The following is a 26110-nucleotide window of genomic DNA, read 5'->3' as shown; positions in this document are numbered from 1 at the left end:
AAGTAAGTATAGAAAGAAGTTTGTTGATATTTATTCATTTTGAATGCTTATTTACTTGGCACCCTGAACAATACAAGAAGATCATAGGAGGAAACCAACATGGAGAAAGAACAGTCTCTTCCAACGTTTAAGCGGAATGTACTTGTGATCGTTATGCTTGCAGGTGCATTTGTTACCATGTTAAATCAGACGTTACTCAATACTGCTCTGCCACAAATCATGAAGGATCTATCCATTTCCGCTAATACAGCTCAGTGGTTAACGACCGGGTTTATGCTTGTCACCGGGGTGTTGATTCCGGTTTCAGCTTTTCTAATAGAAAAATTTTCGACAAGAAGACTATTTATTACGGCCATGTGCCTGTTTGCGTTGGGGACATTGCTGGCTGCTGTTGCACCAAACTTTCCTGTTTTAATATTCGGCAGAATTCTACAGGCGGTAAGTGACGGGCTCATGCTCCCGTTAATGCAAACGATCTTTTTAATGATTTTTCCAGTTAAGCAACGTGGATCAGCAATGGGTATGGTGGGGCTGGTGATGGCTTTTGCTCCTGCAATTGGACCAACACTTTCCGGTTGGGTTGTTGGCAACTTTTCATGGCGGGCACTCTTTTATATGATTCTCCCAATTGCTGTACTTATCATCATTTTTGCTTCGTTTATGCTTGAAAATGTTACGAAAGTGACCCATCCGAAAATTGATATCATGTCCATTATTTTGTCATCCCTTGGATTTGGAGGATTGTTGTACGGCTTCAGCAGCGCAGGTAATCATACCTGGAACAGTTCAGAAGTGGTCATTGCTTTGATTATCGGTACGGTCGCAATTGGCTTGTTTGTTTGGCGGCAACTGGCTGTTGAAAAACCGATGCTTGAGTTCAGGGTGTTAAAAAACTGGACCTTCTTATTGACCTTATTCATCGGTATGGTCGTTATGGTGACGATGATCGGCGTAGAGCTTTTTCTTCCGCTTTATGTACAAACAGCAAGAGGCTTTACACCTCTGGAATCGGGTCTGCTGCTGTTACCTGGTGCGATTGTGATGGGGGTTATGTCGCCGATTACCGGGAGAATCTTTGATAAGATAGGAGCACGACCATTGGCTCTTATGGGTTCGGTTATCTTAGTAGGTACGACGTTCTTGTTCAGTAACATGACCGCTTCAACGCCATACATCTATATGATGGTGATTTACGCCATACGAATGTTTGGAATTTCTCTTATGATGATGCCAGTCATGACAGCCGGATTAAACCAACTACCTGACCATTTGATTCCACATGGAACCGCAATGAGTAACACGTTGACGCAAGTGGCTGCTTCCGTTGGAGCAGCCTTGCTGGTTACGGTTATGACGAACAATACAACGGCTGCGGTTCAGCAACAACTTCCCAATCCAATGATTCATGGGGTCTCAGTTGCCTTTACATTCTCCACCGTTTTAGCATTCTTTGCTTTAGCATTGTCATTCTTTATTAAACCGATGAAAATATCACAGAAAGAAGATACACAAGACGCAGGCAGTTCTTCTTCTGATAGCTAAAACGGGGCTGCACGCTGCCAAGCCTTATTTTGGCTCTAAGAGAAGGCATACATCATCTCAGAAAACTTGCTGAACCGCGAGTTCCAAGCGACACGTCCACGTGAGAAATGGGTTATGGAAGGAAGATTTCGGAAAGAAATAACCTTAGTTCGGTGGAGTACCGAACTAAGGTTATTTAGTGCTCTTATTATATCTGTCTACTTAACGAGGGGAACTTCACAGCGTGCTGCTTTTTTAATGATTCATGGTAATTGGGTTAGCTGGCGATTCTTCCCCGCTCTAAAGCTCCGTTTACTGGCTGAAGTGCTGACCTTGCTCCAGATCCGCGATGAGTCCAAGATGTGTGGGCTCCCAGCCTACACGTTCCCGAGTCAATGCGTTGGAGGACCTGTTGTCGGTCGTTATGAAGGGGCCGAGGAAACCGAAGTGGGCGTCTGCCTCCTCGCGGGAAATACTGACCGCCGGCACGTTCAAGCGGCGGCCTATGACCTCCGCGATGTCGCGTAGCGGCACCCCCTCCTCGCCTACCCCATGGAGGATCGATCCCGCCGGGGCGGACTCCAGCGCTAAGCGGAACAGCCGCGCCGCATCGAGGCGGTGGACGGCCGGCCAATGAATCGAAACGTCTCCGACGTAGGCAGAAACGCCCTTCTCGCGGGCGAGGCCAATGAGGAACGTGGCGAACCCGGCCAACGCCTCGTTGTGCACGCAGGCGGAGAGGCGAACGATCGAGGACCGTACGCCGCGTCCAGCCAATGCAAGCGCCACGTTCTCTGCGGCGCCCCGAGGTTCGTTATCGGTGACCGTATCCTGCTCCGTCCCGACCTGACCGGACGGGAGCGCGAAGGAGAGCGCCGCAGTTCCAGAGGTGATCACGAACGGCTTGTCGGTCCCCTCGAGCTCGGCACCTATGGCCTTAACGGCTTGCAAATCTGTCGCGATCCCGCCGGCATAGTCTGAGAAATCATGGACGAAGGCCAGATGAATCACACCGTCCGCAGCAGCTGCGCCTTCACGCAGGCTGTCGAGATCGTCGAGCGCGCCGCGATGGACTTCAGCTCCGGCTGCCGTCAATGCGGCGGCAGATTGGTCGGAGCGGGCGAGGCCGAGCACCTGATGTCCGGCATCAAGCAGCTCGCGTACCACCGCCTTTCCAATGAAACCTGTTGCACCTGTAACAAAAACTCGCATCTTCAATTCCTCCTTCATGTGAATACCCCCATTATAGGGTCCCCGCCGTCAGACAAGTTGCCTGTTTCGCCCGACTTCTTGCCTGTTTCGCCGGAATAAGAAATACCCCCGGCCTGCGGCTGCGGGGGAAGAGCGAGTGATTAGCCGATTCGAGTCATTCCTCGAACGGTTTCTGTTGAAGCAGGCGGGCGATGTCTCGGCCGGGCGGGCTGCCGAAGAAGCGGCTGTAGTCCCGGCTGAATTGGGAAGCGCTCGCGTACCCGACCAGCTGACAGGCGGCCGCCGCATCCAGGTGGCTCACCGCCATCAAACGTCTCGCTTCCTGAAGGCGCAGCGTCTTTTGGTACTGCAGCGGGCTCATCGCCGTAACGGCTTTGAAATGCTCGCGGAACCTCGATACGCTCATATGGACCAGTCCGGCCAGATCTTCGACCTTTATGGCTTCCGCGAAGTTGCAGCGCAGCCATTCGATGGCCCTGGACACGCGCTGCACCCCCGAGTCGGCGAAGCCCACCTCCGCAACGTAAACCCCAATTGGGCTGCGCAGCAGCCGGATCAACAGCTCCTCCATCGCAAGCGGCGCGAGCCACTCGGCATCGTCGGGATTCCCTAGAGAATTTATCAATCTGATCATTGCACTTACGAAGTCCAGATCGGCTTCAAACCCATAACCTGCGCTGCGCTGCCGAATGGGCGGCAGCCCCCGAGGAAACATCTTCAGGGCCAGCTCGCCGATTCGCTTCGGATCGAGATTCAATCCTGCCTTGAGAAAAGGCTCGGAAGGACTGCCTTGCAGAATCCGTAACGTGAGGGGAAGGGCAACGGGGAGCATGAAGATGCGTGGCTTGGCGAATACGTAGACTTCCTGCCCGACTGTGAAGGAGATCGCCCCCTGTGCCACAATGCCGAATGAGGGCGTGTAGAACGTTCTTGAGTCGGTGCTTGTTGTAGAGGAGCGCACAAGCGTCAAGTCGGGAATGCGCTGTCGAAAAATTCCGTCATGGGGGGTGTAGGTATCGATCAGACGAGCCAATCGGGCCGTTTCTGTTTCAAGACCTTTTTTGTTTCGGGACTCCGTTGGAAGCGAATGCGTCTCCGGCATGCTCATACGCTCATATACATCTCCTTGCTATGTTTATTTCCAGCTTGTATCGTTACTCCCTTAGCTACAACCATAGGATACCCTATGAACTGGCAGATTCGAGAGAATTCTCTTTCCAGCCATCTTCGTAAAGATAGATGGCTCTATATCTATCGTACACTTGGTCTGCTTCGTCCCAGACCTGAATAACCGCTTCGGCCTGATTGTCCTCAGTGTGAAGTTCAACCACTTTTGATTTATCCCAATTCAGGGTATCCACCCCTTCGAATGGAGCTACTCCCATCTTTCCATTCACTTCGGCCATTAATCCGCTCTCGACATGGTCACGAATCATAGTCTCCGCATACCGCTTCGTTACAGCCTTCGATAGATAGTTCAATATCTTCTCCTTGGTGTCATAAGGTGTGCACATAAACATAATATCGAATTGACCATTATCAGCTGAAGGGACAGCGATTTTCGGTTCATTATTCTTGTTACAGTCCCATGCGGAGCTGGACACAAATATATCATTGCGGAGTTTTTCTGCTTTTCTTCGAATTTGGAGTATATCTGAAGCTCTCGGCTTCTTAATTTGAGGTGCCTTTTGGTCTGGTTTTGCTTCTGCTTCTCCTTCTGATAGATCATTTCCAGTTGTGCTTCGAGGTACTGTCATATGGACACTTTCTTGTGACCTGCTGTCCGTTCCTACTCCCTGCTTTTGACCTGATCTACAGGCTGTTAAAATGACTGCTGCAATAACAAACAACAATACAGCTTTTCTCATGATGCTCCATATCCCTTCTGACTCTATGTATGTTTCTTCGCCCTGAATATAGATTCACTCGGCTTGTAATTAGTTCGGGATGTGAAGGTAGATTCCTGCTCGGGAGCAGCATACAGAAATAGTCGAATTGATAGTGTCACACCTCTGACCCTATTTGGCCTTATTAATATGAACCGAGAAACGGAGGGAATAGCGATGGCCCGGGCGTATCAGCAAAAGGGGGCTGCCAGTCATAGGCCGCCCCCTTCTATTATTTTGCACTTGCACCAAGCCCGCCAATATTTTGTACTTGCACCCAACCCGCCAATTTGCAGGCCGACTTGTCAGGTTCCCACATCTTCCTTCGGTTCCCGCGTGAACCCAAAACCAATCAGCGCGAACACCAGGAATACCGCACCCAGGAAATAAAACAAGCTGTGAATCGACACATACTGAATTCCATATCCGCCAAATACGGGGCCAAGCACACTTCCGACGCTGTAGTGAACCGAAGCAATAACTCCCGCCGCAGGCAGAATGGTCTTCGGTACAATGTCGGCGGCGTAAGACATGCCTAGCGAGTAGAACGAGCCTACCACACCGCCCGCCAAGGCGAACAAAAGGAACAGCAGCGGAATAAAGGCTCCTGCTGCCGGGATAAGCAGGAACAAAGCGGCTCCCGTGAATCCGCAGATCATCAGCACCTTTTTCCGGCCAATCCGGTCACTCCAGACCCCTAGAGGAAGCTGCAGGATAATGCTGCCCAGCCCAAAGGTCAGCAGCAGCAGGGAGATCCATTCCTTGCCGAGCGCAATTCGGAGCCCGTAAAGCGGGAAGCTGCTGTTCATCGAAGCCTCCATGACACCATACAGCAGCGGCGGGATCAGCGCGAACCATGCCAGCTTGTAGGAGCGGACGAAGCGGTTCTCCGCATTCTCGCCCGGGCTGGCTTGCTCCGGCATTTCATTCGGAATCCGAAGCATCAGCAGGAGAATGACCGCGTATAATCCCCCCGAGATCAAGAACGGTGCCGCTTCCCCGAAGGGAAGCAGATTAATGCCCAACGGCCCGATGCTAAAGCCAATCCCGTAGGCCATCCCGTACAGGGAGAAGAAGCGTCCCCGCTTATCCGCTGGACTGCTGCTGAGAATCCACTGCTGGGTGGCGAAGTGCAGCGAGCTGTCCCCCACGCCGACGAGCAGCCTCAGCACAAACCACAGGTACAGCGAAGAATTTACCGGGAACAGCAGAGAGCAGCCGGTCACCAGAATAAGCCCTGTTACAATTACTTTTTTATAACCGAACCGGACCACCGGCTTCTCCACAAAAAACATCGTACAGAAAATTCCGATATATAAAGCGGCCGCATTCATGCCGTTGAGATCCGATGACACGCCGTGACGTTCCAGCAGGATGGAAAGCAGCGGCAGAAGCAGCCCCTGGCTTGCACCCGATACAATCACGACAAGCAGCAGAATCACCAGCCGGTATTTGGACGACACGAGACGGGGAATAGAGATGGATGACGCCACAAAATCAACTCCTTTGCTGCAAAATCGGTTAAACGCTACAAACAACCCGTAAGCAAATCTTATGGATACGGGCACATTTATATAGTTTACCTGCTGTGTCAAATTACCGTAAAGCACATCGCGGTAATGCTTTAATGTGAAAATAGTGCCTTGCCCTTATAAATGCAGGCCACATAGCAAACCGGCGCCCTTCTAAAATGAAGAGCGCCGGTGTATTTATTACGGTTTGGTATTTGTCTGATTCATCACTTTACAGGGAGCTGCCTGCGGCGGCTGCAATGTCATGGAGCGCCCAGTAGCTGTCCGGAACGTCCTTCCAGTGGGAAGCAGCCGGTCCGTTCACTGGACTCCGGTGCAGTACCTTGTTCATGATTACGACAGCCTCCGCCCGTGTGAGCGGTGAGTTAGGCCGGAACGTTCCATCCTTGTATCCGTTAATGATACCAGCGCCCTGTACCTTGCGAATCTCCGCTTCCGCCCAGTTGCCTGCCGTATCCGAGAATCCATGACCGCTTCCTGTCCCGCCAGTAAGCAGGGCCGATACGATCTTCGCCATCTCGGCGCGGGTCAACGGGCGTTCGGGGCCGAAGGTTCCGTCCGTATATCCGTGCATCAGTCCCATAGTGGTGACTTTAGAGATCGCGGTATAAGCCCAGCTTCCTGGCTTCACATCCCGGTAGACTGCCTCTTCCCCCTGGCTGTCCCTAGTGATTACCCGGGATAGAATCGCAGCGATCTCCGAGCGCGTGATGCGCGCTTCCGGCTTAAAGGTCCCATCCGTATAACCTGTGATATAAGCAGGCTGCGGGTTGGCTACCGTCAGACCATCCGCATAAATCATCGTAAATGTGCTGAACTTCTTCACACCGAATTGGTAACCCATGCCTCCATTATTGACCAAAGGAACCTGCGTGCCTTTTACGAGCTCTTTTTGTCCGTCACTGTGTTCAATAAATACCGCCAGGTGATCCAACTGCGCCTGACTCAGACCACTTTCCCGCAAAGGCAGCGTCAAGGTCACATCCCGGCCCTGAAGATTGGTGTCGATCATCATCGGCCGCCCTACCACTTTGATCTCCTTGCCTCCAGCAGATTTGGTAACACCAGGGTCCTTGCTGATCCGTCCGAGAATAGCCAATTTCGCATCCTCTGCTTTGACCGGTTTAAGGTCCAAGACCAGATCACGGGTGAAGCCCTGCAGGGATTGAGCCGGGATCTGCAGACCGGCATTGGCGGTCAGAATGTTCAGACCGATATGAGCATCATCCAATAGCTTAACCACATCCTTGGGCAGCGTTACATTCGTCTCCGCGACTTCATCCTTAGTATCCGGAATGAATACGGTAACCGATGACATCCCTGCTGCAGATGTGCCATTGACAGCCGGCCTCACCTGATCCGCGGTAAGATTCATAACGTCCTTCTTGGTTCCATCCGCATTCAAGGTCCGTTCTACCACGAGGGTGGATACCAGCGTTCCGCTGATCCCGGAAATCTGCACATCAATTGGGATGTACTCTTTGCCAGGTGCGGCCGGTGGTGTGAGAACGGAACCCGAGGAGTCCGATGAACCTGATGAACCTGAGGAATCCGAAGAGCCCGAGGACCCACTCTGATCTTGACTAGGGGGCTGAACCACTGGCGTCGCTTCAATCTTGGCAGTAGCCGCACTTTCAACCGCTTCGCCTGTAGCTGGCGCCGTCTCCGTATGCGGCGTGACCTGGAACGAGATATATTTGCCGACATCTTCCGCTTGCAGGACATAAATACGGCCTGCCGCACCAGGAATCGCGGTATGGTTCAACGTCAAGGCCGGATCGTCCGAGCGATACCACTGGAACGTGCTGCCGCTCTCGGTGTCCCCGTTCACATCAGCGTAGGCATAACTTCCGGTCAAGGTCTGACCCTGTACCGGGCTCCCTGCCACCAAGACATCCGAGGCGGCCGGTGCTGCCGGTGCCGCGCCAATCTTGGCCGTGGCAGCACTCTCTACAGGTGTGCCCACCATCGGCTCTTCCGCACTGCGCGGGGTTACTTCAAACGAGATGTATTTGCCGATATCACCGGCTTGCAGAACGTAAGCCTGGCTCACCGCACCGGCGATCGGCATATGCTTCACCTTGAGCGCCGCATCATCTGAACGGTACCACTGGTAAGTAGTTCCGCTCTCCGCATCCCCATTCATATCGCCATAGCTGTAACTGCCGGTCAGCGCCTGACCCTCCACAGGTGTGCCCGTCACTTCAACGTTCGAAGCTGAAGGAGCCTCCTTAACAATCCGAGCCTGAGCCGCTGCAGAGTCCGACTCATTCCCCGCCTTATCAACGGTTCTGGCTTCCACTTCCGTAGCTCCAGCCTGTGTGATGAATACAGGGGTCAAGTAGTCTGTCCAAGAGCTCCAAGTAGCACCGTGGTCACCACTAATCCGGTACTGCGACTTCAGTATTCCTGAGCCCGTATCCGTACCATCTGAAATGGTGAACGTTACGTTCTGATAGGATACTTTGCCGGATGAATAATCCGCCGGCGAAGTAAAGTTAATACCCGGTGCCGACGGTGAAGTCCGGTCAATCAGCACCTGAGCTGGAGCTGCCGTAGACACATTTCCTGCCTTGTCATACGTCACAGCCTCAACATCCGTCCTGCCTTCCTGTGAAACAGGAATTGCGGCACTATAATCGGCCCAGTCACTCCAGCCGCCAGCGTTCAACCGTGTCCGGTACTGCGACTTGAATGGTCCGGTTCCCGTATCAGCCCCATCCTGAATGGTAAAGACAACATCCTCCTTGGTTGCGGCTCCAGAACTGTAACCAGCAGGCGAACTGAACTGGAACGCTGGCTCATTTGGTCCTATCGTATCAACTGTAAGAGTTCCTCCATAAGAAGCGGAGCTGGTTCCGCCGTTTCCATCATCAACCGTAACGGATAGATTGTTAAATGTCCCATTTGCGAGATGGTCAGCCGCAGCGTTCCACGTTAACGTGAAATTATCCGCCCCCGGAAGCGCAGTAGGCGCCCCGGTCACTGTTGCCGTCTTGGTGACACCACCGAGGGTTGCCCTGACGGTTACGTCACCCGCGTCTTTATCTGCGGCTTTTCCTGTTAGGGTAAAAGTCTCGTTTCCATTCCCAGAAGAGAGGATGTGTGTCCCGTTCGAATCTGACAATTCGATTTCCGGGATCTGGTTGATGATCACAAACGGATCACCGGATGTGCCCGAGCCCGAAGAGACGGACAGCGCAGATTTCAGATGAACAGCCGGCCGGACCCCATAAGACCTGTTAGCCCCGATCGCGGAGGATAGGCTGTTATTAGCAAACCAAACATAAAATTGATTATTTTTATGAGGAGTAATCAACCAGTACCTGTCGGGTGGTACGGACAAATATGGCCGGTAGTATCTTAATTCGAAATAGCTGAGAAGACCCACGTTCGCATTTACAATTCTCCCCGACTCATCCTGCTCATTGCCCGCTTTCCAGCCATAGTTCTGAATCCATAAACGGTCAGATAGGCTGTTAAAAAAATCCCTGTTGAGCCAGTATGCAAGGTTCTCGCTATTTTCCGGATCAAAGAGTTGTTTATTGCTGGAATCAAATGAACGCGGCCCCCCGGAATCCAGATCAGAAGCAAGGAGATATCCGGCATCCGGATCCAGAACGATCCAATTTCTCCCGCTGAAGCTCACCGTATCCCCAACGTGAACGGCGCTTTTCCATGGAACTATAGATGCCGCGCCCGCATACTGAATATCAAATGAAAAAGCCGAGACCACTAAGGCCAGAATAAGAAGTGCATTTAAATTTTTGAACCTTCGGTACATTGTTGATTTCCCATCCCTCTCAGGTTATGTATGATACTGCTCTAGCATTATACACGCTAAAATCGAAATAAAATACAATTTTCGACATGATTCGATAATTTTCTTGGTGCGCTGAGCTGTACCGGAACAACCGGATTGAGCCGCTGGTTCAAACCTCCGGGGAACTCAGGCACCAGTTTGAGCATCAAGCGGTTCTTAAACTGGTCAGTGGTCAGAGATCATGTAATCGTAGGTTCAGTAAGGCCACAGCCCCGCCCATCTTCAGACTGATCTTCAAGAGAAAGAGCCCTTCCCATACAGGGAAAGGCTTTGCCAGCAAAATCTATTGATATCAAGAACGCTGGTAGATCCGATACATGGCCATTTCCTCATCCATTTCTTTGGCAATACTATACGCCTCTTGTACACTCCGCTTATGCTGAATCATCTCGTAGAACAGCCGGATCGCAAACATTAAGGCCGCGTTGCCGTAAGGGTAATCGTCCGGGCCAATGTAGGTTTGGCAGCCCTTCTCAAGGAAGGCTTCCGCCAGCGCGGAGTCACCCAAGGAACAACCGTTCGCGAGAATGGTCCATCCTTGTATGTTGGCGAAGCGCCGGATCTCATCCGGGCCGAAATCGCCCCGCGGTTCATCCTTTTCGTAGACTTCCTCCCCAAGCTCAGGCATAAGCAATTTGCCCTCATCCCCGTGAAAATTTAGTACTATCATCTCCGTTCCCGGATAGATATCTTTGCCGGACAACACCTCAATAAGATCTTGAGGTCTGCCGATCCAGTATGTAATTACTCTTGCTCCAAAATACTCAAGTGCCGATCGAATTGCCTGTGTGTCCATATCCGAATCCGGCCCGCTTACGAGGGCTACTGTAAGTTCTGGCTTGCTCATCTCAGGGTCCTCTTGACTTGTAAAGCCAAGAGCGCCTCCTTTCATATCTTATTTTGTATGTAACTCCAACCAATATACCATGCACTTCATCCCTATAAACAATAAAGAGGCTGCCTCAAGCAGCCCCTGTGAATCTCATACTTTCAGTCTATTACTTTGAAAGCCCCGCGTTCACCACATATGGCCCGGTTCCAGGTGTGGAATGCTGATGGTCAGCAGCAGGCTTCAGATCAGGAACGCCGCCCTGAGCCTGCGGTTTCACCACATATTCGAAGCTGCCCGTACCGTCCGGCATCGGACCGCTCGCCCAGCGGCCTTCTCGGCTCTCTTCCCCTTCGGAGAAATTGAGGAATTGACGGGTAACTTCTTCAACCACGAGATCACGCGGGAAGGATGCCGGAGCGATCGGCCCGTCCAATTGCTCAATCTCTTCAATCGCCGCCAGCCACTGATTCTGGTGCATAATATCACGCGCAATCATGAAGGACAGCATGTCCCTTACACCAGGGTCTGTCGTCTGCTCGTACAATCTTACAACCTGCAGCAGGCCTTGGGATTCGGCATTCAGATTCGCCCGGAAATCCGCCAGCAGGTTGCCGCTGGATACAATATAACGGCTGTTCCATGGGAACCCGTTGCTGTCCGTTGGCGCTGCGCCCAAGCCGGATACAATCGTATGCTGGGGATTCATGCCGCCCAGCGCTGCCGCGATCAGCGGGTCCTTCGCCATCTCGTCCACCTGGTCAGCAGGCGCACCATCAAGCAGCTGGGAGATCATCGTACACAGCATTTCAACGTGACCGATCTCCTCGGTTCCGATATCAAGCAGCATGTCGCGGTACTTGCGTTCCGCCCGGCAGTTGAAGCCCTGGAACAGATACTGCATCATTACAGACATTTCGCCAAACTGTCCACCTAACACTTCCTGAAGCTTTCTTGCGTATGCAGGATCGGGTCTTTCAGGTTTTGCACGAAATTGAAGTTCTTTGACATGAAAAAACATATAGTAACTTCCTCCTTCGGGTGCGTGGTTGTTTGTTTGTCCGAGTATCTTTTACCCTGCCTGTGTTTATTCAAACAACACATCTCCCGATGAACAAGCTGTGATGGGTAACTGGCCCCCTCAGTGGAGTGATCATATTCCACCAAAAAAACCTTCAGTCCGGGGAAGTTGACTACGGAGCAGTCCCTTCTCCCTCTCACGACAGAAATTCCTCAGCACAAACAACCCGCCGCCGGATAACTCCAGCAGCGGGTTGGATTCAGGTTGTCAGGTTTATTTTCAAACCATAATCTTACAGATATTGTTGGTGAACTCCACCGGATCACTAACCGGCAGGCCTTCAATAAGCAGGGCCTGGTTGTACAGCAGATTAGTGTACAGCTCCAGCTTCTCCTGGTTGCTGGCATCCTTCGCATCTTTCAGCGACTTGAAGACTTCATGATTCACATTGATCTCCAGCACTTTATCCGCCTGCACATCCTGGCCGTTCGGCATCGATTTCAGAATCTTCTCCATCTCAATCGTAAGCTCACCCTCCGTGGACAGGCAGACCGGATGGGATTTCAGCCGCTTGGAGGCTTTCACCTTGGAGACCTTGCCAGCGAGCACGCCCTGCATCGCCTCGAACAGCTCCTTGTTCGCATTCTCCTCCGAATCGGATTGCTCCTTGTCATTGTCCGACTCGAGCCCCAGGTCTCCGCTGGATACGGACTTGAACTCCTTCTCCTTATAAGACTGGATCATCTTGACAGCGAACTCGTCGATATCATCGGTCAGATACAGAACCTCGTAGCCTTTGTCTGTAACCACTTCGATCTGCGGCAGCTTCTCGATCCGCTCTACAGATTCACCTGCCGCATAGTAGATATACTTCTGCTCTTCCGGCATCCGGGAGATGTACTCATCCAGCGTAACCAGCTTCTTCTCTTTGGAAGAGTAGAACAGCAGCAGGTCCTGCAGCACTTCCTTGTGCATGCCATAGTCGTTATATACACCAAACTTCAATTGACGGCCAAAGGATTTGTAGAATTTCTCATACTTCTCGCGCTCGTCCTTCAGCAGAGTCTGAAGCTGGCTCTTGATCTTGCTCTGAATGTTCTTCGCGATCAGTTTCAATTGGCGGTCATGCTGCAGCATCTCCCGGGAGATGTTCAGCGACAGATCCTCCGAATCGACCATACCTTTGACAAAGCTGAAGTAATCCGGCAGCAGATCGCCGCATTTGTTCATGATCAATACACCGTTGGAGTACAGCTCAAGACCCTTCTCATATTCCTTCGTATAATAATCGAACGGGGTGTTCTCTGGAATGAATAGAATCGCGTTGTAGACAACCGCGCCATCCGCTTTGATATGAATATGGGACAGCGGCTTATCGAAGCCGTAACGCTTCTCGTGATAGAAGTTCTCGTAGTCCTCGTCCTTCAGCTCGCTCTTGTTCTTCCTCCAGATCGGAACCATGCTGTTGATGGTCTGCTCTTCCACAACCTCTTCGAACTCGTTCTCGGTGCCTTCCTTTGCCTTTTGGGTGGTAACATCCATCTTGATCGGATAACGGATGAAGTCAGAATATTTCTTAATAATCGATCTCAGACGGTACTCATCCAGGTATTCATCATACTGGTCGTCTTCCGTGTTCGGTTTAATCTTGAGCACAATTTCGGTTCCTACCGTATCCTTGTGAGCAGGCTCAATCGTATATCCATCCGCTCCCTCGGACTCCCATTTAAAGGCCTCTTCACTTCCAAATGCCCGGCTCGTAACGGTAACAACATCCGCGACCATAAACGCAGAATAGAAACCTACCCCGAATTGGCCGATAATGTTATGTCCGTCCTTCAATTCATTCTCGTTCTTAAACGCCAGGGAGCCGCTCTTCGCAATGACACCGAGGTTGTTCTCAAGCTCTTCCTGTGTCATACCAATCCCGGTGTCCGAAATGGTCAATGTCCGGTTGGCCTTGTCCGCCTTGATCTTAATGAAGTAATCGCCTTGATTAAAGACCAGGGAATCATCGCTAAGGGCCTTGTAATACATCTTATCTATAGCGTCGCTGCTGTTGGAAATCAGCTCTCTGAGGAAAATTTCCTTCTGGGTGTAAATGGAGTGAATCATCATGTCCAAGAGACGCTTGGACTCAGCCTGAAACTGTTTTTTTGCCATGACTTATTAGTTCCTTTCTATATTAAAAGTAAAGGATGCTTCGGTGCACAGCCTGCACACCGCTGGCGTGTTAGCACTCTTCATTCATGAGTGCTAATTCATATTTTTTATATAACATGGTCCTAACCTAGTGTCAAGTTAAGGAAGCTGCGGATCAGTCTATGTACCGGGGAGCGCTGACACCATGCATAGAATTCCCGATTGGGAGCAAATTACATGGAAATAAGGTGAAGAAGGAGGGCATCCGCTTATGTTCCAGCTTCTCCGTCTGTTGCTCGGCTTCAGCCGCCAAATCAATCAAAATCGTAATCGGCCTGCCCACAGCGGGCAGACCTCTTTGCCCACAGATATCCAGCCAGGGGCCTTACCCGTGGATCTCGAAGACAAAATCTCTCATCTCCAAAACAGGATGGGGGGCAGCTCTGACTTTGTGATACGGAAGATAAGCAGCTCCTCCTCCGCTGGTCCGGCAATCGCCATTAGTTATATTGAAGGTCTAGTAGACATTCACAGGCTGTCCATCATAATGGAAGCGCTGGTTAACTCAAGCAGGAATGAACTAGGCGATTCCCTTAGAGCTGAAGGCTGGATCAAAGAGCATCTCCCCGTGGGGAGTATCCATATGCTGCATACGGAGAACCACCTGCTCCGCTCCGTTTTGGGTGGCAATGCTGTTCTCATGATCGATGGATTAAGGACGGCCTTCTCGGCAAATATCGCCGGCGGAGCAAGACGCTCCGTGGAAGAACCTTCGTCCCAGACCGTTATCCGCGGTCCCAAGGAAGGTTTTACAGAGGATATTGCAGTAAACCTCGCGCTGCTCAGGCGCAAAATCCGTTCACCTGATCTAAGATTGGAGTCCCGTATCCTCGGTCGTTACACCCAGACCCAAGTGACCGTTGCTTATATCAAGGGTGTGGCGAATCCTGAGGTCGTCCAAGAGATCTCCTCCAGGCTCGATTCTATTCATACGGACAGTATTCTGGAGAGCGGATATATTGAAGAATTTATACAAGATGGTGTGATTTCCCCCTTTCCAACCCTGTACAACACAGAACGTCCCGATACTGTTGCGGGAGGACTGCTGGAAGGTCTGGTCGCGGTATTTGTGGATGGGACGCCGTTTGCTCTGATTGCACCGGTGACCTTTTTCAGATTTATCGCATCCAGCGAGGATTATTACCAAAGATATGACATTTCTTCCTTCCTCCGGCTTGTCCGGTTCGCGGCGTTCTTTGTCGCCCTGCTGCTGCCTGCCGTCTTCATAGCAACAACCACCTTTCAGCAGGAGATGCTGCCGACAACCCTCCTGATTACACTAGCGGCCCAGCGGGAGAACACACCACTGCCCGCACTGATGGAAGCGCTGATCATGGAGCTTACCTTCGACCTGATCCGGGAGGCTGGGGTGCGTATGCCCAGAGCCGTAGGGCCGGCAATTTCGATTGTGGGCGCTCTCGTTCTTGGACAAGCCGCGGTCCAGGCAGGAATTGTGTCAGCGGCGATGGTGATCGTAGTGTCTTTTACCGCGATATGCAACTTTGTGCTGCCAGCAATCAATATGTCCGCTTCCATCCGGCTGCTGCGCTTTATGCTGATGATATTGGCGGGCAATTTCGGCCTATTCGGCATCCTGGCCGGAATTATCCCCATCCTGCTGCATCTGACATCCCTGCAGAGCTTTGGGATTCCTTACATGATGCCGCTGGCTCCATTCAAATTTGCGAACTTTAAAGATTTATTCTTCCGTGCGCCTTGGTGGAAGATGAAGAACCGTCCTGAGCTGATCGGGAAAGAGAACATGCAGAGGGCGGCGGACGAACCGGCTGCCTATGCCGAGAAAGCAGTGGATCACAAACGGGATTCACTGAAATAAGGAGGGCTCTAAAGTGGCACGTGTCTTACTCCTAACCATCTCCATAGTAATGATGAGCCTGCTCTCAGGCTGCTGGAACCGGATTGAGCTAAACCAGTTAGGGATTGTGAACGCGGCTGGAGTGGATTACGGAGAAGATGGTTGGAATATCACTTACCAGACCATAGTTCCTTCGGCTATGGCCTCAGGAACCGGGGGGCCAGCGGGAAATACAAGCCAGCCCGCTGTACATGTCTTCTCGGTACAGGCCAAGACCATTCATCAGGCCTGGAACCTAAGCAGCCTGGAGAACCCAAGGAGGATATTTGTAGCCCATAACAAGGTGGTCGTGATTGGAAAAGAGGCCGCAGAGCACGGGATCAGCGAGCTGCTGGACTATTATTTCCGAAATACCGAACCCCGGGAGACCGTGCTAATGCTGTTATGTGAAGGGCAAGCTAGTGAGATCTTGAAGCAGTTAAACCCGCCGGAGAAGCTCCCGGGCACAAGCCTGGCCGATATTGTGGATGAGGAGAAGCGGATGCTCGCTTACTTCCCCTCTACTAACGTTCTCGAATTTGCTTTGCGCATGAACTCCGATAGTAAAGGCGCATGGATGCCGATAGTCAAGCTGGCCGGCAGCAGGTCAGAACACCGTGAAACCGAGCAGCAGTCTCTTGAGGTGTACAAAATGACATCTCCACCCATCAAAACCGTCTTGTCAGGACTGGGTATCTTTCAAAGTGACAAGTTTGCAGGATATTTTAATCACGAAGAAGGGCTGGGCTTATCCTGGATCACAGGCAGAATCAGGAATACAGAGATCCCCTTCCCTTGTTCCCCTAATGCAAAGGATTCCAACAAGGCTACATTTCTCGTGATTTCCTCAAAGACTAAAGCAGTCCCTACGAAGGAAGATGACCATTATGTCATGCATCTTAAGGTAAACATCAAAGGCAATCTGGTTGAATCCGGTTGTCCACTGGATCTTTCCCGTCCGAAGGTCATCAAGGAACTCGAAGCCTACTTGACCAAGGAGGTTGAGAAAACGATCTTTAAGGCCTGGTCCGGGATACAGCGGCTTAAAGTAGACGCTGCAGGATTTGCTGATAAAGTGCACCGGAAATTCCCGTCAGACTGGCGGGATCTGAAAGACCGATGGCCAGAGGAATTGAATAGGATGAAATTGGATGTGCAAGTCCAGGCAAAAATCAAACGCCCGGGACTTATTCAGAAATCGTTCGACCAGCTCCAGAAAGAGAAGGAAACGAAATAGCCGGCAATACGTCCGGCCTGGTTTGCACCTTGTTAAAAAGGAGTTATGTGCAAATGAGCAAGAACAATATCGGGTTACAGGCGTTGGCTGTGACATTCTCTATGTTTCAGGTGGGAAGCACCACATTGTTCTTCCTCGGCAGCCAGGCCAAGCAGGATGCCTGGCTTGCCATGCTGCTTGGGGCTGCCGCGGGATTACTGCTTCTGGCCATGTACCTGGGGATTCATCATTTGGACGCAAGGTATGATCTATATGAGTTAAACAAAGTTTATTTCGGTAAAATCATTGGAAGTATCTTTGGTCTGGCCTTCATTGCTTACTTCACTTATGAGGCTTCCCGCAATCTCCGTGACTTGAGTGAATTGACGGTGGCCACTCTGTTGAACCGCACTCCCCTCTCGGTGGTCGCGGCTATCGCTCTTCTGGTCATTGCCAACTGTGTCCGCTACGGACCGAAGATTAACTTCTTAACCTGTATAGCTCTGCTCCCGATTATGATTTTAGGCTATGGAAGCCTAGTTGTATTAATCCTCACTACCGGTGTAGCTCATTTCGAATTTATGCAGCCTATCCTCGAGAACGGATTCAAGCCCGTATGGGATGCAGCCATACCGGAGATTATCTCTTTTCCATTTGGCCAAGCCGTCTTGTTCCTGGCCTTCTTCAGCCTCGTCACTGACAAGAAGAACCTAAATAAAGCTATGACACTGACTTACTGTGGAGTTGCAATTCTTCTGACTCTATTCAACCAACTGATCGTTCTTGTGCTCGGTCCGGAACTAGCTGCAATCTGCACCTATCCGCTTCTGGAGGTTGTACAAATTATTCAGATGACCCGGGTATTCGAAAGAGCCGATGCTCTCTTTACCTTAATCTTGTTCATCGGGATAGGAACCAAAGCCATCCTGTTCTATGCCGGGGCTGTGATCGGTCTTCAGCGGATTGCCTGGCTTAAGTACAAAATCTGGGTTATTCCTCTTGGCATCGTGATCTATGCTGTCTCCTTCATCTCTCCCACGTATACCGAGTTTGTATGGATAGGGCTCCATTTGACTGTAACTAAAGTATGGCCTATCTTCCAAATGGCTCTCCCTGCTCTCCTGTTCGTGGTAATGCTCCTGCGTAAAAAGAAACGAGCGGAGGGCGGGAGCAAGAGTGGGGGATAATAACGCTGGAGGGAAGAAGTACTCCCAGCTAACTCAAGCTCCCAACAGTTCCAAGTCAAACTAATCCTACTCCTACTCCTACTCCAACTGCTCCAGCTCAAACACTTTTACTCCAACTTCAACTGCTCCAATAACCAAGAGACCGCTGATCACTCAGCGGCCTCTAATAAGGAATGTTCTCTATGATCTAATGTAATTTCAGTCGTGAGAATGGAATTCCTGCTGATTAACATGTACCATTAATTTCAGCAGTACATTCACTGCCTCAGCCCGGGTAGTATGACCTGCCGGGTCAAATTGATGTGCTCCTTTCCCTTGAATCACACCAAGCCGGTTCAACTGTTCCACGGCGCCTCTTGCCCAAGCAGGAATTTGCTTGTCGTCGCTGAAGCCGGAAGAGGGGGTTGAAGAAGGCTTCAAATGAAGCGCAGCCGCGATCATGGCGGCCATCTCAGACCTGGTAATGGCAGCATCCGGACGGAAGGTACCGTCCGCATAGCCCTTGATGATCCCCGCCCGGACCGCCTGGGCTACAACCTGCTTAGCCCAAGAACCTATCTCGTCTTCATCCGTGAAGCCGAGAGCGGCCTCCACCTTCTCTGGCTTCAGCACGTTCATCAGCATCACTGCGAACTCTGAACGTGTCACCGTCTGGTTGGGACGAAAGGAACCGTCCGGGTAGCCTTTTACAATACCTGCGATGACTGCCTGTTTAATCCCTGGTTCGGCCCAGTGTCCCTGTGTATCACTAAAATAAACTTCAGCAGGAGCGCTCGTCTCTGGCTTGACCTCGGAGCTGCCACCTCTCACAGGAAGACCAGTGGCCTGGTCAACGGCAAGCACAGCATATTTCGTAAAATGGTTAACCGGCACCGAAATCCGGTTCCCCGAAATGGTTCCTGCTCCTGCCGTTGTCCATGTCTTCCTCACTTCATCATAATAGAAGATCCCTACCGTCTGACCGCCAGCCAATCTGGATGGATTAAAAGTAAAGACTAAGGTAACCGGCTTAATGAAATGATCCGGCACACTCTTAAGCAGCTCGAAGACCGGGCTGACGGCAATCTCCTTATTCGTCAGGAGGCTCCTTGAGTCAGAGTCTGTAAGCCTCTCAATTGTAATGCCTAATTCCTTACTGAACGCATTAGCCGGAATCAAGATGCTAACCGTATCATCCATGCTAACCTCCCCTTCTCTTCCCACGGGAACGGTCAGCTTCCCGTCTGTAGCAGTTAGCTTCTCCGGCGGTGGAACTGCCCCGGGAGTCTGGCTTGCGGATGAAGCCGGCGGTGCAGGTGTGGGCTCTACCGGTGTGGAGCCGCCTCCGTCTCCCCCATTCCCTCCGTTCCCCGGTTGAGGCGGTATGCTCACATTCCATTTGGCATACAGCGTCAAGTTGGCGTTCACCAAAACTTCCGTGAAACGATAGAACTGGGTAAGACCCCGGTCTGAGTACCAGCCTGCAAAGACATAGCCAGTTCGGACTGGCGCGGGTGGCTCAGAAGCTCTCTGGCCCCCCTTGACCGATTGGCTGCTGACCGCCGCCCCTCCCATGCTGTCAAAGCTTACCGTATAGGTAACAGGAGTCGGGTCAGGATCAGGCTGTGGATTCTGGTTCCCGCCTGCTGAACGGTTAACGGTGAGGTTATAGGTTCGGCTGGCACTTCCATCCGGGGAAGTTACCTCGATTCGGATGACGTTCGCCCCCTCCTTCATATCGGCAGCCGCATAAGTATACACGCTATCTGTTGCGGAGACATAAGCGGCCCCCGTCACTTTAACCGAAGCGTCCGCCTTCGCCTTGGCGAAGGTTACATTCAGCGACTTCACCTCGTTTGCGACATTCACCGAGTAACCCGTAACCACTCCGGAGAATGCGGGGGTGAATGTGTCTGCACCCTGATCCACCGCCAGGCTGGCGAGCTGCGCGCCAGAATCATCCGGCAAGCCCGGATTACCGCCCTTCTCTGTCACTTTCACTTTAAGCTCGGCACGAACATCTCGGTATACTGCGTTAATTATAGTATCGCCGGATTTCAGAGCGGTCAGCTTGCCGTCTTTTACCCGTGCCACCGTCTGATCGGCAGCTGTGTATTCGGCTTCTGTGCTGACATCCGCCGATTTTCCGTCTTTATAGTACGCTGTAAGCACGATATTCGCTGTATCTCCCGGAGCAAGTGTATATTCCGGCTGGCCAAAGACCAGCTTCTGGATCACCGATGGGTCAGGGTCATCTGGGTTGTTTGGGTTAGTAGGGTTGCCGGGATCGCTCGGGTTAGTCGGGTTAGTCGGGTTAGTCGGATTATCCGGGTTACCTGGGTTACCTGGATTTCCGGGGTCGCCTGGGTTGCCTGGGTCACCCGGGTTTCCTGGATCGCCCCCTTCTGGCGTCGTGACCTTAACCGTGGACGAAGCCTCCATGCCCTGGTAACCGGCATGGATCACGGTGCGGCCTACTGCAATGCCTTTGATCCGTCCGTTGGCGTCGATCTGCACCAGCTCCGGATGTTCCACTGTGTAGTCCACCCCTTCTAGCAGCGTCTTAGAAGTACCGTCGGAGTATTCCGCCCTGACTGCGAACTGCTGCTCTCCACCCGCAGCGACACTGTACTCCGGCTTGTCAAAGGCTATCGAAGTAAGCCCAACCGGAAGATGCGGAACAGTAAGCTCGAAGCTGATCTTAACGCTGGCCGATCCCCGGGTAAGTACAGCCTCCAGCGTAACCACCGCATCCTTCTGGCTGCTGTCTGGCCGGACAACCTGACCAGTCTTCGGATCAATCACATCCGGCTGTGAGGAAGTCCATTCCACAGCAGATCCGAACTGTCCTGAGGCCGGCAGGGTAAGCCTGCGTGTCACATGACCAGCGTCATCTCCCGAAGCGTAGCCAATGCGAAGGGAGGACTTATCCCTATTCACCGCCTCTTGGTCGGTCAGATCAGCTTCTTGTACCGTAAGCTCATACTGCCTAGAGTAGGTGGTGTTGTTCTTATGGACCTCCGCTGTCAGCGTAACCACTGCCGGTCCAGAACCATTAGCTGGCCGCTGAACCTTTCCGGTTAAGGGATCAAGAAGCCCACTGTCTGATGAAGTCCAGATCACATCTGTTCCTACCTCATCCGTTGCCGGGAGCGATACGTCCTTGGTCACATGATTGGCATCATCACTGCCGCTGTAAGTAATCTGCGGAGGGGAGTACACTTTCAGTACCCCTTTATTCTGGGTGACACTGTAGTTGCCCAACTTCCTCTGCGGATCAGACAGCTCCGGGGTAATCGGATACTCTCCTGGCGGACTGGTCTTGTCCGCGTCAGAACGGTAGGCCGCTGTAATAGTGTCACTGTTCTTGATGCCTGTTAATGTGCCTGACAGCTCCGGGTTATTATAACCTCCCCATCTGGACAGGTTAGACGGAGTCACAAGAAGCGGCGCCTTGGAAACAGTTAGTTTGCCAAAAATTACTGTAGTGCTGTAATTCGTGGACATATTCGCAGGACCCGTAACGGCAGCGGTGATATTATAGGTTCCTGCTCCACTGGTCTTGGTCGCGGTAGTAGTATAGGCCACTATCACTGTATCCCCGTTCTTAAGGCCAGATATCGTTCCTTTTAAAGACGGGATATCTTCACCGTATTCCACCATGACATTGGCTGGCTTGATGGTTAGCGGCGCTGGCATGATGGTCAGCTTGCCTGTGTTTTGGACTAAGGAGTAGTTCCTCCTAACCTCCGCAGGACCCGTGCTGCTGACCGTAATATCATACATGCCCACATTGCTGGCCGTAGTCGCGGAGGTAGAGTATTCCGCGTTAATCACATCCCCGTTCCTGAGGCCGGATATGGCCCCAGTAAGCCGCGGATTCATATCCCCGTATACTCTGGAGACATGATCCGGCGAAATAACGAGCGGCGCCGGCGTAATCGTCAGATTCCCCGGTATGTATGTGAAGCTATAGTTATTGGAGGACAATCCGCTCGCGTTAACCGCATAATTGCCCACGGGGCTGCCCACTGCCGCGCTGGTGTTGAATTTGATATTCCCTACCCCAACTGATGTAGGGGTATCACTTCCTGCGAGCCCATTAAATGAAGCCGTGAACCCTGGATTTTGCGACCCGTATGCACGAGACGCGTTATTCACTGTGACAGTTACCTTCTTAGGTGTAATCCGCAGCGCATTATAGCCATCCGATGCTTCATAATAGCCCTGTCCCTTGTAAATAGCCATGATTTTATAACTTCCCGGAGACAGATCGGCTGTGTAGTTCAGTCTGGCTCTCCCATAGGAATCGGTAACCGCGGAGCCTACCTCGGTGCCGTTTACTGTGAAAACTACCCGCTGTCCCGGGAAAAAATCCAACCCGTTTCTCAGCAATGCCAACAAGCTTACGGTACCCTTATACGTGACTTCAGCATCGGAAATCGACAAATAGGTTTTATAAACCCGCTGCGATCTAGCCACATAAGTGCGGAACAAGAAATCCTTCGAAGCCTCCCATCCAGGCCAAGGAGTATAGCCTTGGCCTCCTGCATAGGAGTCAGAGGATTTTGCTCCCCAGAACGCATGAGCATCCCTGTCTTCTCCTGTTGTCGTCGTCCGGATGGTGTACGTGTGGCCAGCCTGCACCTGTACCCCGTCTTTGAAGGTGATCAGCTTCCACCCTCCTCCGCTTGAAGAGGGAACAATATCCGCAACCGGAAATGTGGCCGTACCCAGCACGGGAGCACTTTCCTCCACGGTCTCCCCATCCAAAATCTGCACGGTAACCGTCCCTTCCGGGTACTCCTGTCCGCGGAACATAAATAGTTCAAGATCATGAAGCCAGCCTGTCCGCCCTGCGGTGAAGCTCTGTGCCGCATCCTCCAGAAATGCCCCTGTACTCATCGGTAGATTGTCGCCGGCTTGATCCAGCGGGTCCCGTGACCCTTCGGCACGTGCCGTCTGGAAATCCGGAATGAATGCCGTCGTCAGCAGAATCAATATTAATGGAATAAGCCATCTAGTATATGAAATCGATTGTGTTCGTCCATGCTGTTCCCCAACTTGCATAATATGCCTCCCAACTTAACCCAGTCATTTTGGTATAGTTCTAATCTACTATCATACGGATTACCTCCTTAATTCCTATTAACAAATGTTAATTCACATGAAAAAAAGCCCGGCAGAACCTTAAGTTCCACCGGGTTTCATAGATTTGCCTGAGCATTGACTTCCTATGCTTATCGAACTATTCCGTTTCTTATCGCATACACCACCGCTTGGGTACGGTCGTCCACTCCGATTTTCTGTAAAATCCGGTGGACATGAGTCTTCACCGTGCTAACGCCGATAAACAACCGTCCTGCAATCTCCTCATTGCGCAGCCCATAGGCCATCTGCTGAAGGACCTCCAGCTCCCGTTCTGTAAATGCTTCCAGCTGCTCTACAACCGGAAAGCCGGCGGCTGCAGCAGAGGCTGCAGTAGGCTTCAGGTCCTCTGCGCGGAGAGCCTGAGTCATCATTTTGGCTGCGGCCGATGTCCGGAAGACTGCCTCTCCCCGATAAGCGGAACGGACCGCATCAACCAGATCGGCGGGAGCCGCATCCTTCAGAAGATACCCGACCGCTCCATACCGGATGCCATCATACACATACTCCTCCGTATCGAAGGTGGTAAGGATAACAACCCGGCTGTCCGGCAGAGCCGCCATAATATCACGTGTGGCCTCGATCCCGCTGTACTCCGGCATCTGCACGTCCATAAGCAGCACATGAGGACGGGTCAGCTTCGCCAGTTCCACCGCCTCCAGTCCGTTGCCGGCCTCGCCCACGACCTCCATATCCTCCTGGGCATTAATAATATAGCTCAGCCCCTGCCTCACCAAATGCTGATCATCTACAAGGGCCACCCGGATCAGATCCGTACTCATCATTCCACACCTTCCTTATTTTCACTTGGGCTGTCCAGCGGAACCTCCACCTGGATCATCCAGCCATGCGGCTCGCATATCCCGGCGGAGAAGGAGCCGCCCTCCTTCACACATCTCTCTCTCATTCCCCTAATACCGAATCCTTCCGGGAGCTGGCCCGTACCATCCCTAAAGCTTCCATTATCCTTCACACTCATCTGGGCATACCTCCCATTATCCCGCAAGGTAACCTCCACCCGGGTTGCTCCGGCATGCCGGATCACATTCGTCAGCGCTTCCTGAAGCACCCGGTACAGAAGCTCTGCAATCTCAGGTCTCCATTCACTCACAGTCTCCGGAGCATCAAAGGCAATTAGGAGACCGCTCTGCTCCTGAACCTCTGTGATCAAGCTCTTCAAGGCGACAAGTCCCAGATCGGCATCGTCCACCGCCATCTGGTGTACCACCGACCGGACCTCTGTCAGGCAGCCGCGGGCCACCTCCAGCACCGTAGACAAGGTCCGGTCTGCTTCCTCCTGGCTCGCTTTCATGATAAAAGGCAGCGCCTGGAGCTGCACGATGACCGAAGTAAGCCCGTGTCCAATACTGTCGTGAATATCACGGGCAATGCGGGTCCGTTCTTCGAGCACCGCATATCTTAGGGAGCGGACCGTTGCCGCCTCAAGCTCCTGATGAGCCTGTTGAAGCTCACGGTGAGCTTCTTCCAGACGCATATGCATTTCCTGCAGCTCTTCATAATGAAGCGCCTTGCTGGCCTTGGCTTCCCTTCTTACCCGGATCGCCCATATGAAAACGAACACCAATACACGGGTAAGCGAGTAAACCAGAACTTCCTGGGACGGAACTGCATGAATATACAGCCAGCTACCGGCATCAACCAGGATGATCAAAGCTGCCATGATAAAGGAAACCCGGCCTGGAAGCCGCACCGCTGTAAAAACCAGAATATAATAGATCAGGACCAAGGAATAGGTGTAATCCCCAAATCCGATGCCGAGCAGCACCGTCATCCCCCACAGAGCCGCTATCGTCCATATCCTTAACCAGTTCGAATTCAGACTGCGGGCGGACCAGAGGAACGCCAAATATAAGACACAAAGAACTGCCCCATGCACAGCATGCGGCAGAGAGGAGAAGAACGTATTCTGCATAAACATGAATATGAGCAGCAGGCTGAAGATTAAGGTCCGGCTGCGGTTTTCGATAAATGCGGTAAATCTGACCCACACCGTGGAGGGGGACTGAGATGTCATACGGGTATCACACTTTCTGTTTTAATAACATAATTGATTCTAAGTTGAATTATATATTTCTCTAGTACCGCTGCCCCTGCAGCTGGCGGTATCTCAAATAGACATAACAGCGGCGGGTGCAGATGCTGGCGAGTGACACAAGCAGCAGTGCATTTCCGATAGGAATCAGCATGTCTGCGCTACCCATATATTTTACAAGCAAACGAAGAAGAATCACACCCACGAATAAAACGATGCTTCCTATTGAGCTTTGAGTCGTGATGTTTCCTGTTGATGGGTGGACACGGAACCGTTCCAGTTTTCCCCTCAAGAAGCCAATTCCTGTCCCGACTGCCGCTCCCATCAGATACATCAGAATATGGACAGCTGTAAAATCATGGGTTTCGGCAAGCGTTCCAATCGTCATATACGTGAACAGCGCCGGTACGATCCACATGTTCGCGGGGCGCACCTCTCTCTCCCGTCCAAGCCTCAGCAGTATGATTACCAAAACAATTAAATATACCGGTGAATCCATCATCGTGTGTCTCTTCCTTCCGTGATCTGTATTTCATGCTTTGAGTATAAGCGCAATACAGATAAAAGAAGTCTACCGCCAGGTTGAATTCCCAAAGGGAGTATCCACCTGGAGGTGGATGACACGGGTCAAGGGTCAATGGGACTA

General features: G+C 51.8%; 16 protein-coding genes. 4 read left to right on the top strand and 12 right to left on the bottom strand.

Annotation, left to right across the window (positions count from 1 at the left end):
* The first annotated feature begins 99 nt into the window (after window positions 1-99).
* Window positions 100-1542 carry a DHA2 family efflux MFS transporter permease subunit gene (locus tag BN6628_RS04390; protein ID WP_068614805.1) on the top strand — a complete coding sequence of 481 codons (1443 nt, stop codon included), beginning with the start codon at window positions 100-102 and terminating at the stop codon, window positions 1540-1542.
* A 291-nt stretch (window positions 1543-1833) separates the two neighbouring features.
* Here the strand turns inward: BN6628_RS04390 and BN6628_RS04385 are convergent, their stop codons facing one another.
* The 8 genes from BN6628_RS04385 to htpG all read right to left on the bottom strand — a co-directional run bounded on the left by BN6628_RS04385 (window position 1834) and on the right by htpG (window position 13987).
* Window positions 1834-2733: an SDR family oxidoreductase gene (locus BN6628_RS04385; RefSeq protein WP_068621966.1), complete on the bottom strand. Its 900-nt coding sequence runs from the start codon at window positions 2731-2733 to the stop codon at window positions 1834-1836.
* A gap of 154 nt (window positions 2734-2887) precedes the next feature.
* Window positions 2888-3841, bottom strand: a complete 954-nt coding sequence (locus BN6628_RS04380; protein ID WP_068614802.1) for an AraC family transcriptional regulator — start codon at window positions 3839-3841, stop codon at window positions 2888-2890.
* 76 nt (window positions 3842-3917) lie between these two features.
* Window positions 3918-4601: a DL-endopeptidase inhibitor IseA family protein gene (locus BN6628_RS04375; protein ID WP_068614799.1), complete on the bottom strand. Its 684-nt coding sequence runs from the start codon at window positions 4599-4601 to the stop codon at window positions 3918-3920.
* 323 nt (window positions 4602-4924) lie between these two features.
* Window positions 4925-6112: an MFS transporter gene (locus BN6628_RS04370; RefSeq protein ID WP_068614796.1), complete on the bottom strand. Its 1188-nt coding sequence runs from the start codon at window positions 6110-6112 to the stop codon at window positions 4925-4927.
* Window positions 6113-6362: 250 nt separating this feature from the next.
* Entirely contained in the window at window positions 6363-9935 is a 3573-nt protein-coding gene (locus BN6628_RS04365; RefSeq protein ID WP_068614792.1) for an S-layer homology domain-containing protein, read from the bottom strand.
* A 331-nt stretch (window positions 9936-10266) separates the two neighbouring features.
* Window positions 10267-10821: a delta-aminolevulinic acid dehydratase gene (locus BN6628_RS04360; RefSeq protein WP_068614789.1), complete on the bottom strand. Its 555-nt coding sequence runs from the start codon at window positions 10819-10821 to the stop codon at window positions 10267-10269.
* A gap of 151 nt (window positions 10822-10972) precedes the next feature.
* A complete protein-coding gene (locus BN6628_RS04355) occupies window positions 10973-11824 on the bottom strand; it encodes a manganese catalase (RefSeq protein ID WP_068614786.1) in 852 nt (283 codons plus the stop codon).
* Between the two features lie 279 nt (window positions 11825-12103).
* Window positions 12104-13987: a molecular chaperone HtpG gene (htpG, locus tag BN6628_RS04350; RefSeq protein ID WP_068614783.1), complete on the bottom strand. Its 1884-nt coding sequence runs from the start codon at window positions 13985-13987 to the stop codon at window positions 12104-12106.
* A 250-nt stretch (window positions 13988-14237) separates the two neighbouring features.
* Here htpG and BN6628_RS04345 point away from each other — a divergent pair, with 250 nt between their 5' ends.
* Genes BN6628_RS04345 through BN6628_RS04335 form a run of 3 tightly spaced genes read left to right on the top strand, consistent with a single transcriptional unit; the run spans window position 14238 to window position 18284 of the window.
* Complete coding sequence (locus BN6628_RS04345; RefSeq protein ID WP_068614780.1) at window positions 14238-15863, top strand: spore germination protein; 1626 nt, start codon at window positions 14238-14240, stop codon at window positions 15861-15863.
* 13 nt (window positions 15864-15876) lie between these two features.
* Complete coding sequence (locus BN6628_RS04340; RefSeq protein ID WP_082926785.1) at window positions 15877-17118, top strand: Ger(x)C family spore germination protein; 1242 nt, start codon at window positions 15877-15879, stop codon at window positions 17116-17118.
* Between the two features lie 53 nt (window positions 17119-17171).
* Entirely contained in the window at window positions 17172-18284 is a 1113-nt protein-coding gene (locus tag BN6628_RS04335) for a GerAB/ArcD/ProY family transporter (RefSeq protein WP_068614775.1), read from the top strand.
* Between the two features lie 198 nt (window positions 18285-18482).
* Here the strand turns inward: BN6628_RS04335 and BN6628_RS04330 are convergent, their stop codons facing one another.
* From BN6628_RS04330 to BN6628_RS04315, 4 genes are all read right to left on the bottom strand, one after another.
* Entirely contained in the window at window positions 18483-23333 is a 4851-nt protein-coding gene (locus BN6628_RS04330) for an MBG domain-containing protein (RefSeq protein ID WP_068614772.1), read from the bottom strand.
* 170 nt (window positions 23334-23503) lie between these two features.
* Window positions 23504-24193, bottom strand: coding sequence for a response regulator (locus tag BN6628_RS04325; RefSeq protein ID WP_068621960.1), 690 nt, complete (start codon window positions 24191-24193; stop codon window positions 23504-23506).
* On the bottom strand, window positions 24193-25446 hold the full coding sequence (locus BN6628_RS04320; RefSeq protein WP_082926784.1) for a sensor histidine kinase: 1254 nt from the start codon (window positions 25444-25446) through the stop codon (window positions 24193-24195). The genes BN6628_RS04325 and BN6628_RS04320 overlap by 1 nt, the downstream gene beginning before the upstream one ends.
* Before the next feature lie 61 nt (window positions 25447-25507).
* Window positions 25508-25966: a CcdC protein domain-containing protein gene (locus tag BN6628_RS04315; protein ID WP_068614769.1), complete on the bottom strand. Its 459-nt coding sequence runs from the start codon at window positions 25964-25966 to the stop codon at window positions 25508-25510.
* Window positions 25967-26110 lie beyond the last annotated feature (144 nt).

This window comes from Paenibacillus tuaregi (assembly GCF_900086655.1).
In the GTDB taxonomy this organism is placed as follows: domain Bacteria; phylum Bacillota; class Bacilli; order Paenibacillales; family Paenibacillaceae; genus Fontibacillus; species Fontibacillus tuaregi.
Note: the sequence above shows the minus strand (reverse complement) of the source record. Positions and strands in the feature narration are given on the sequence as shown.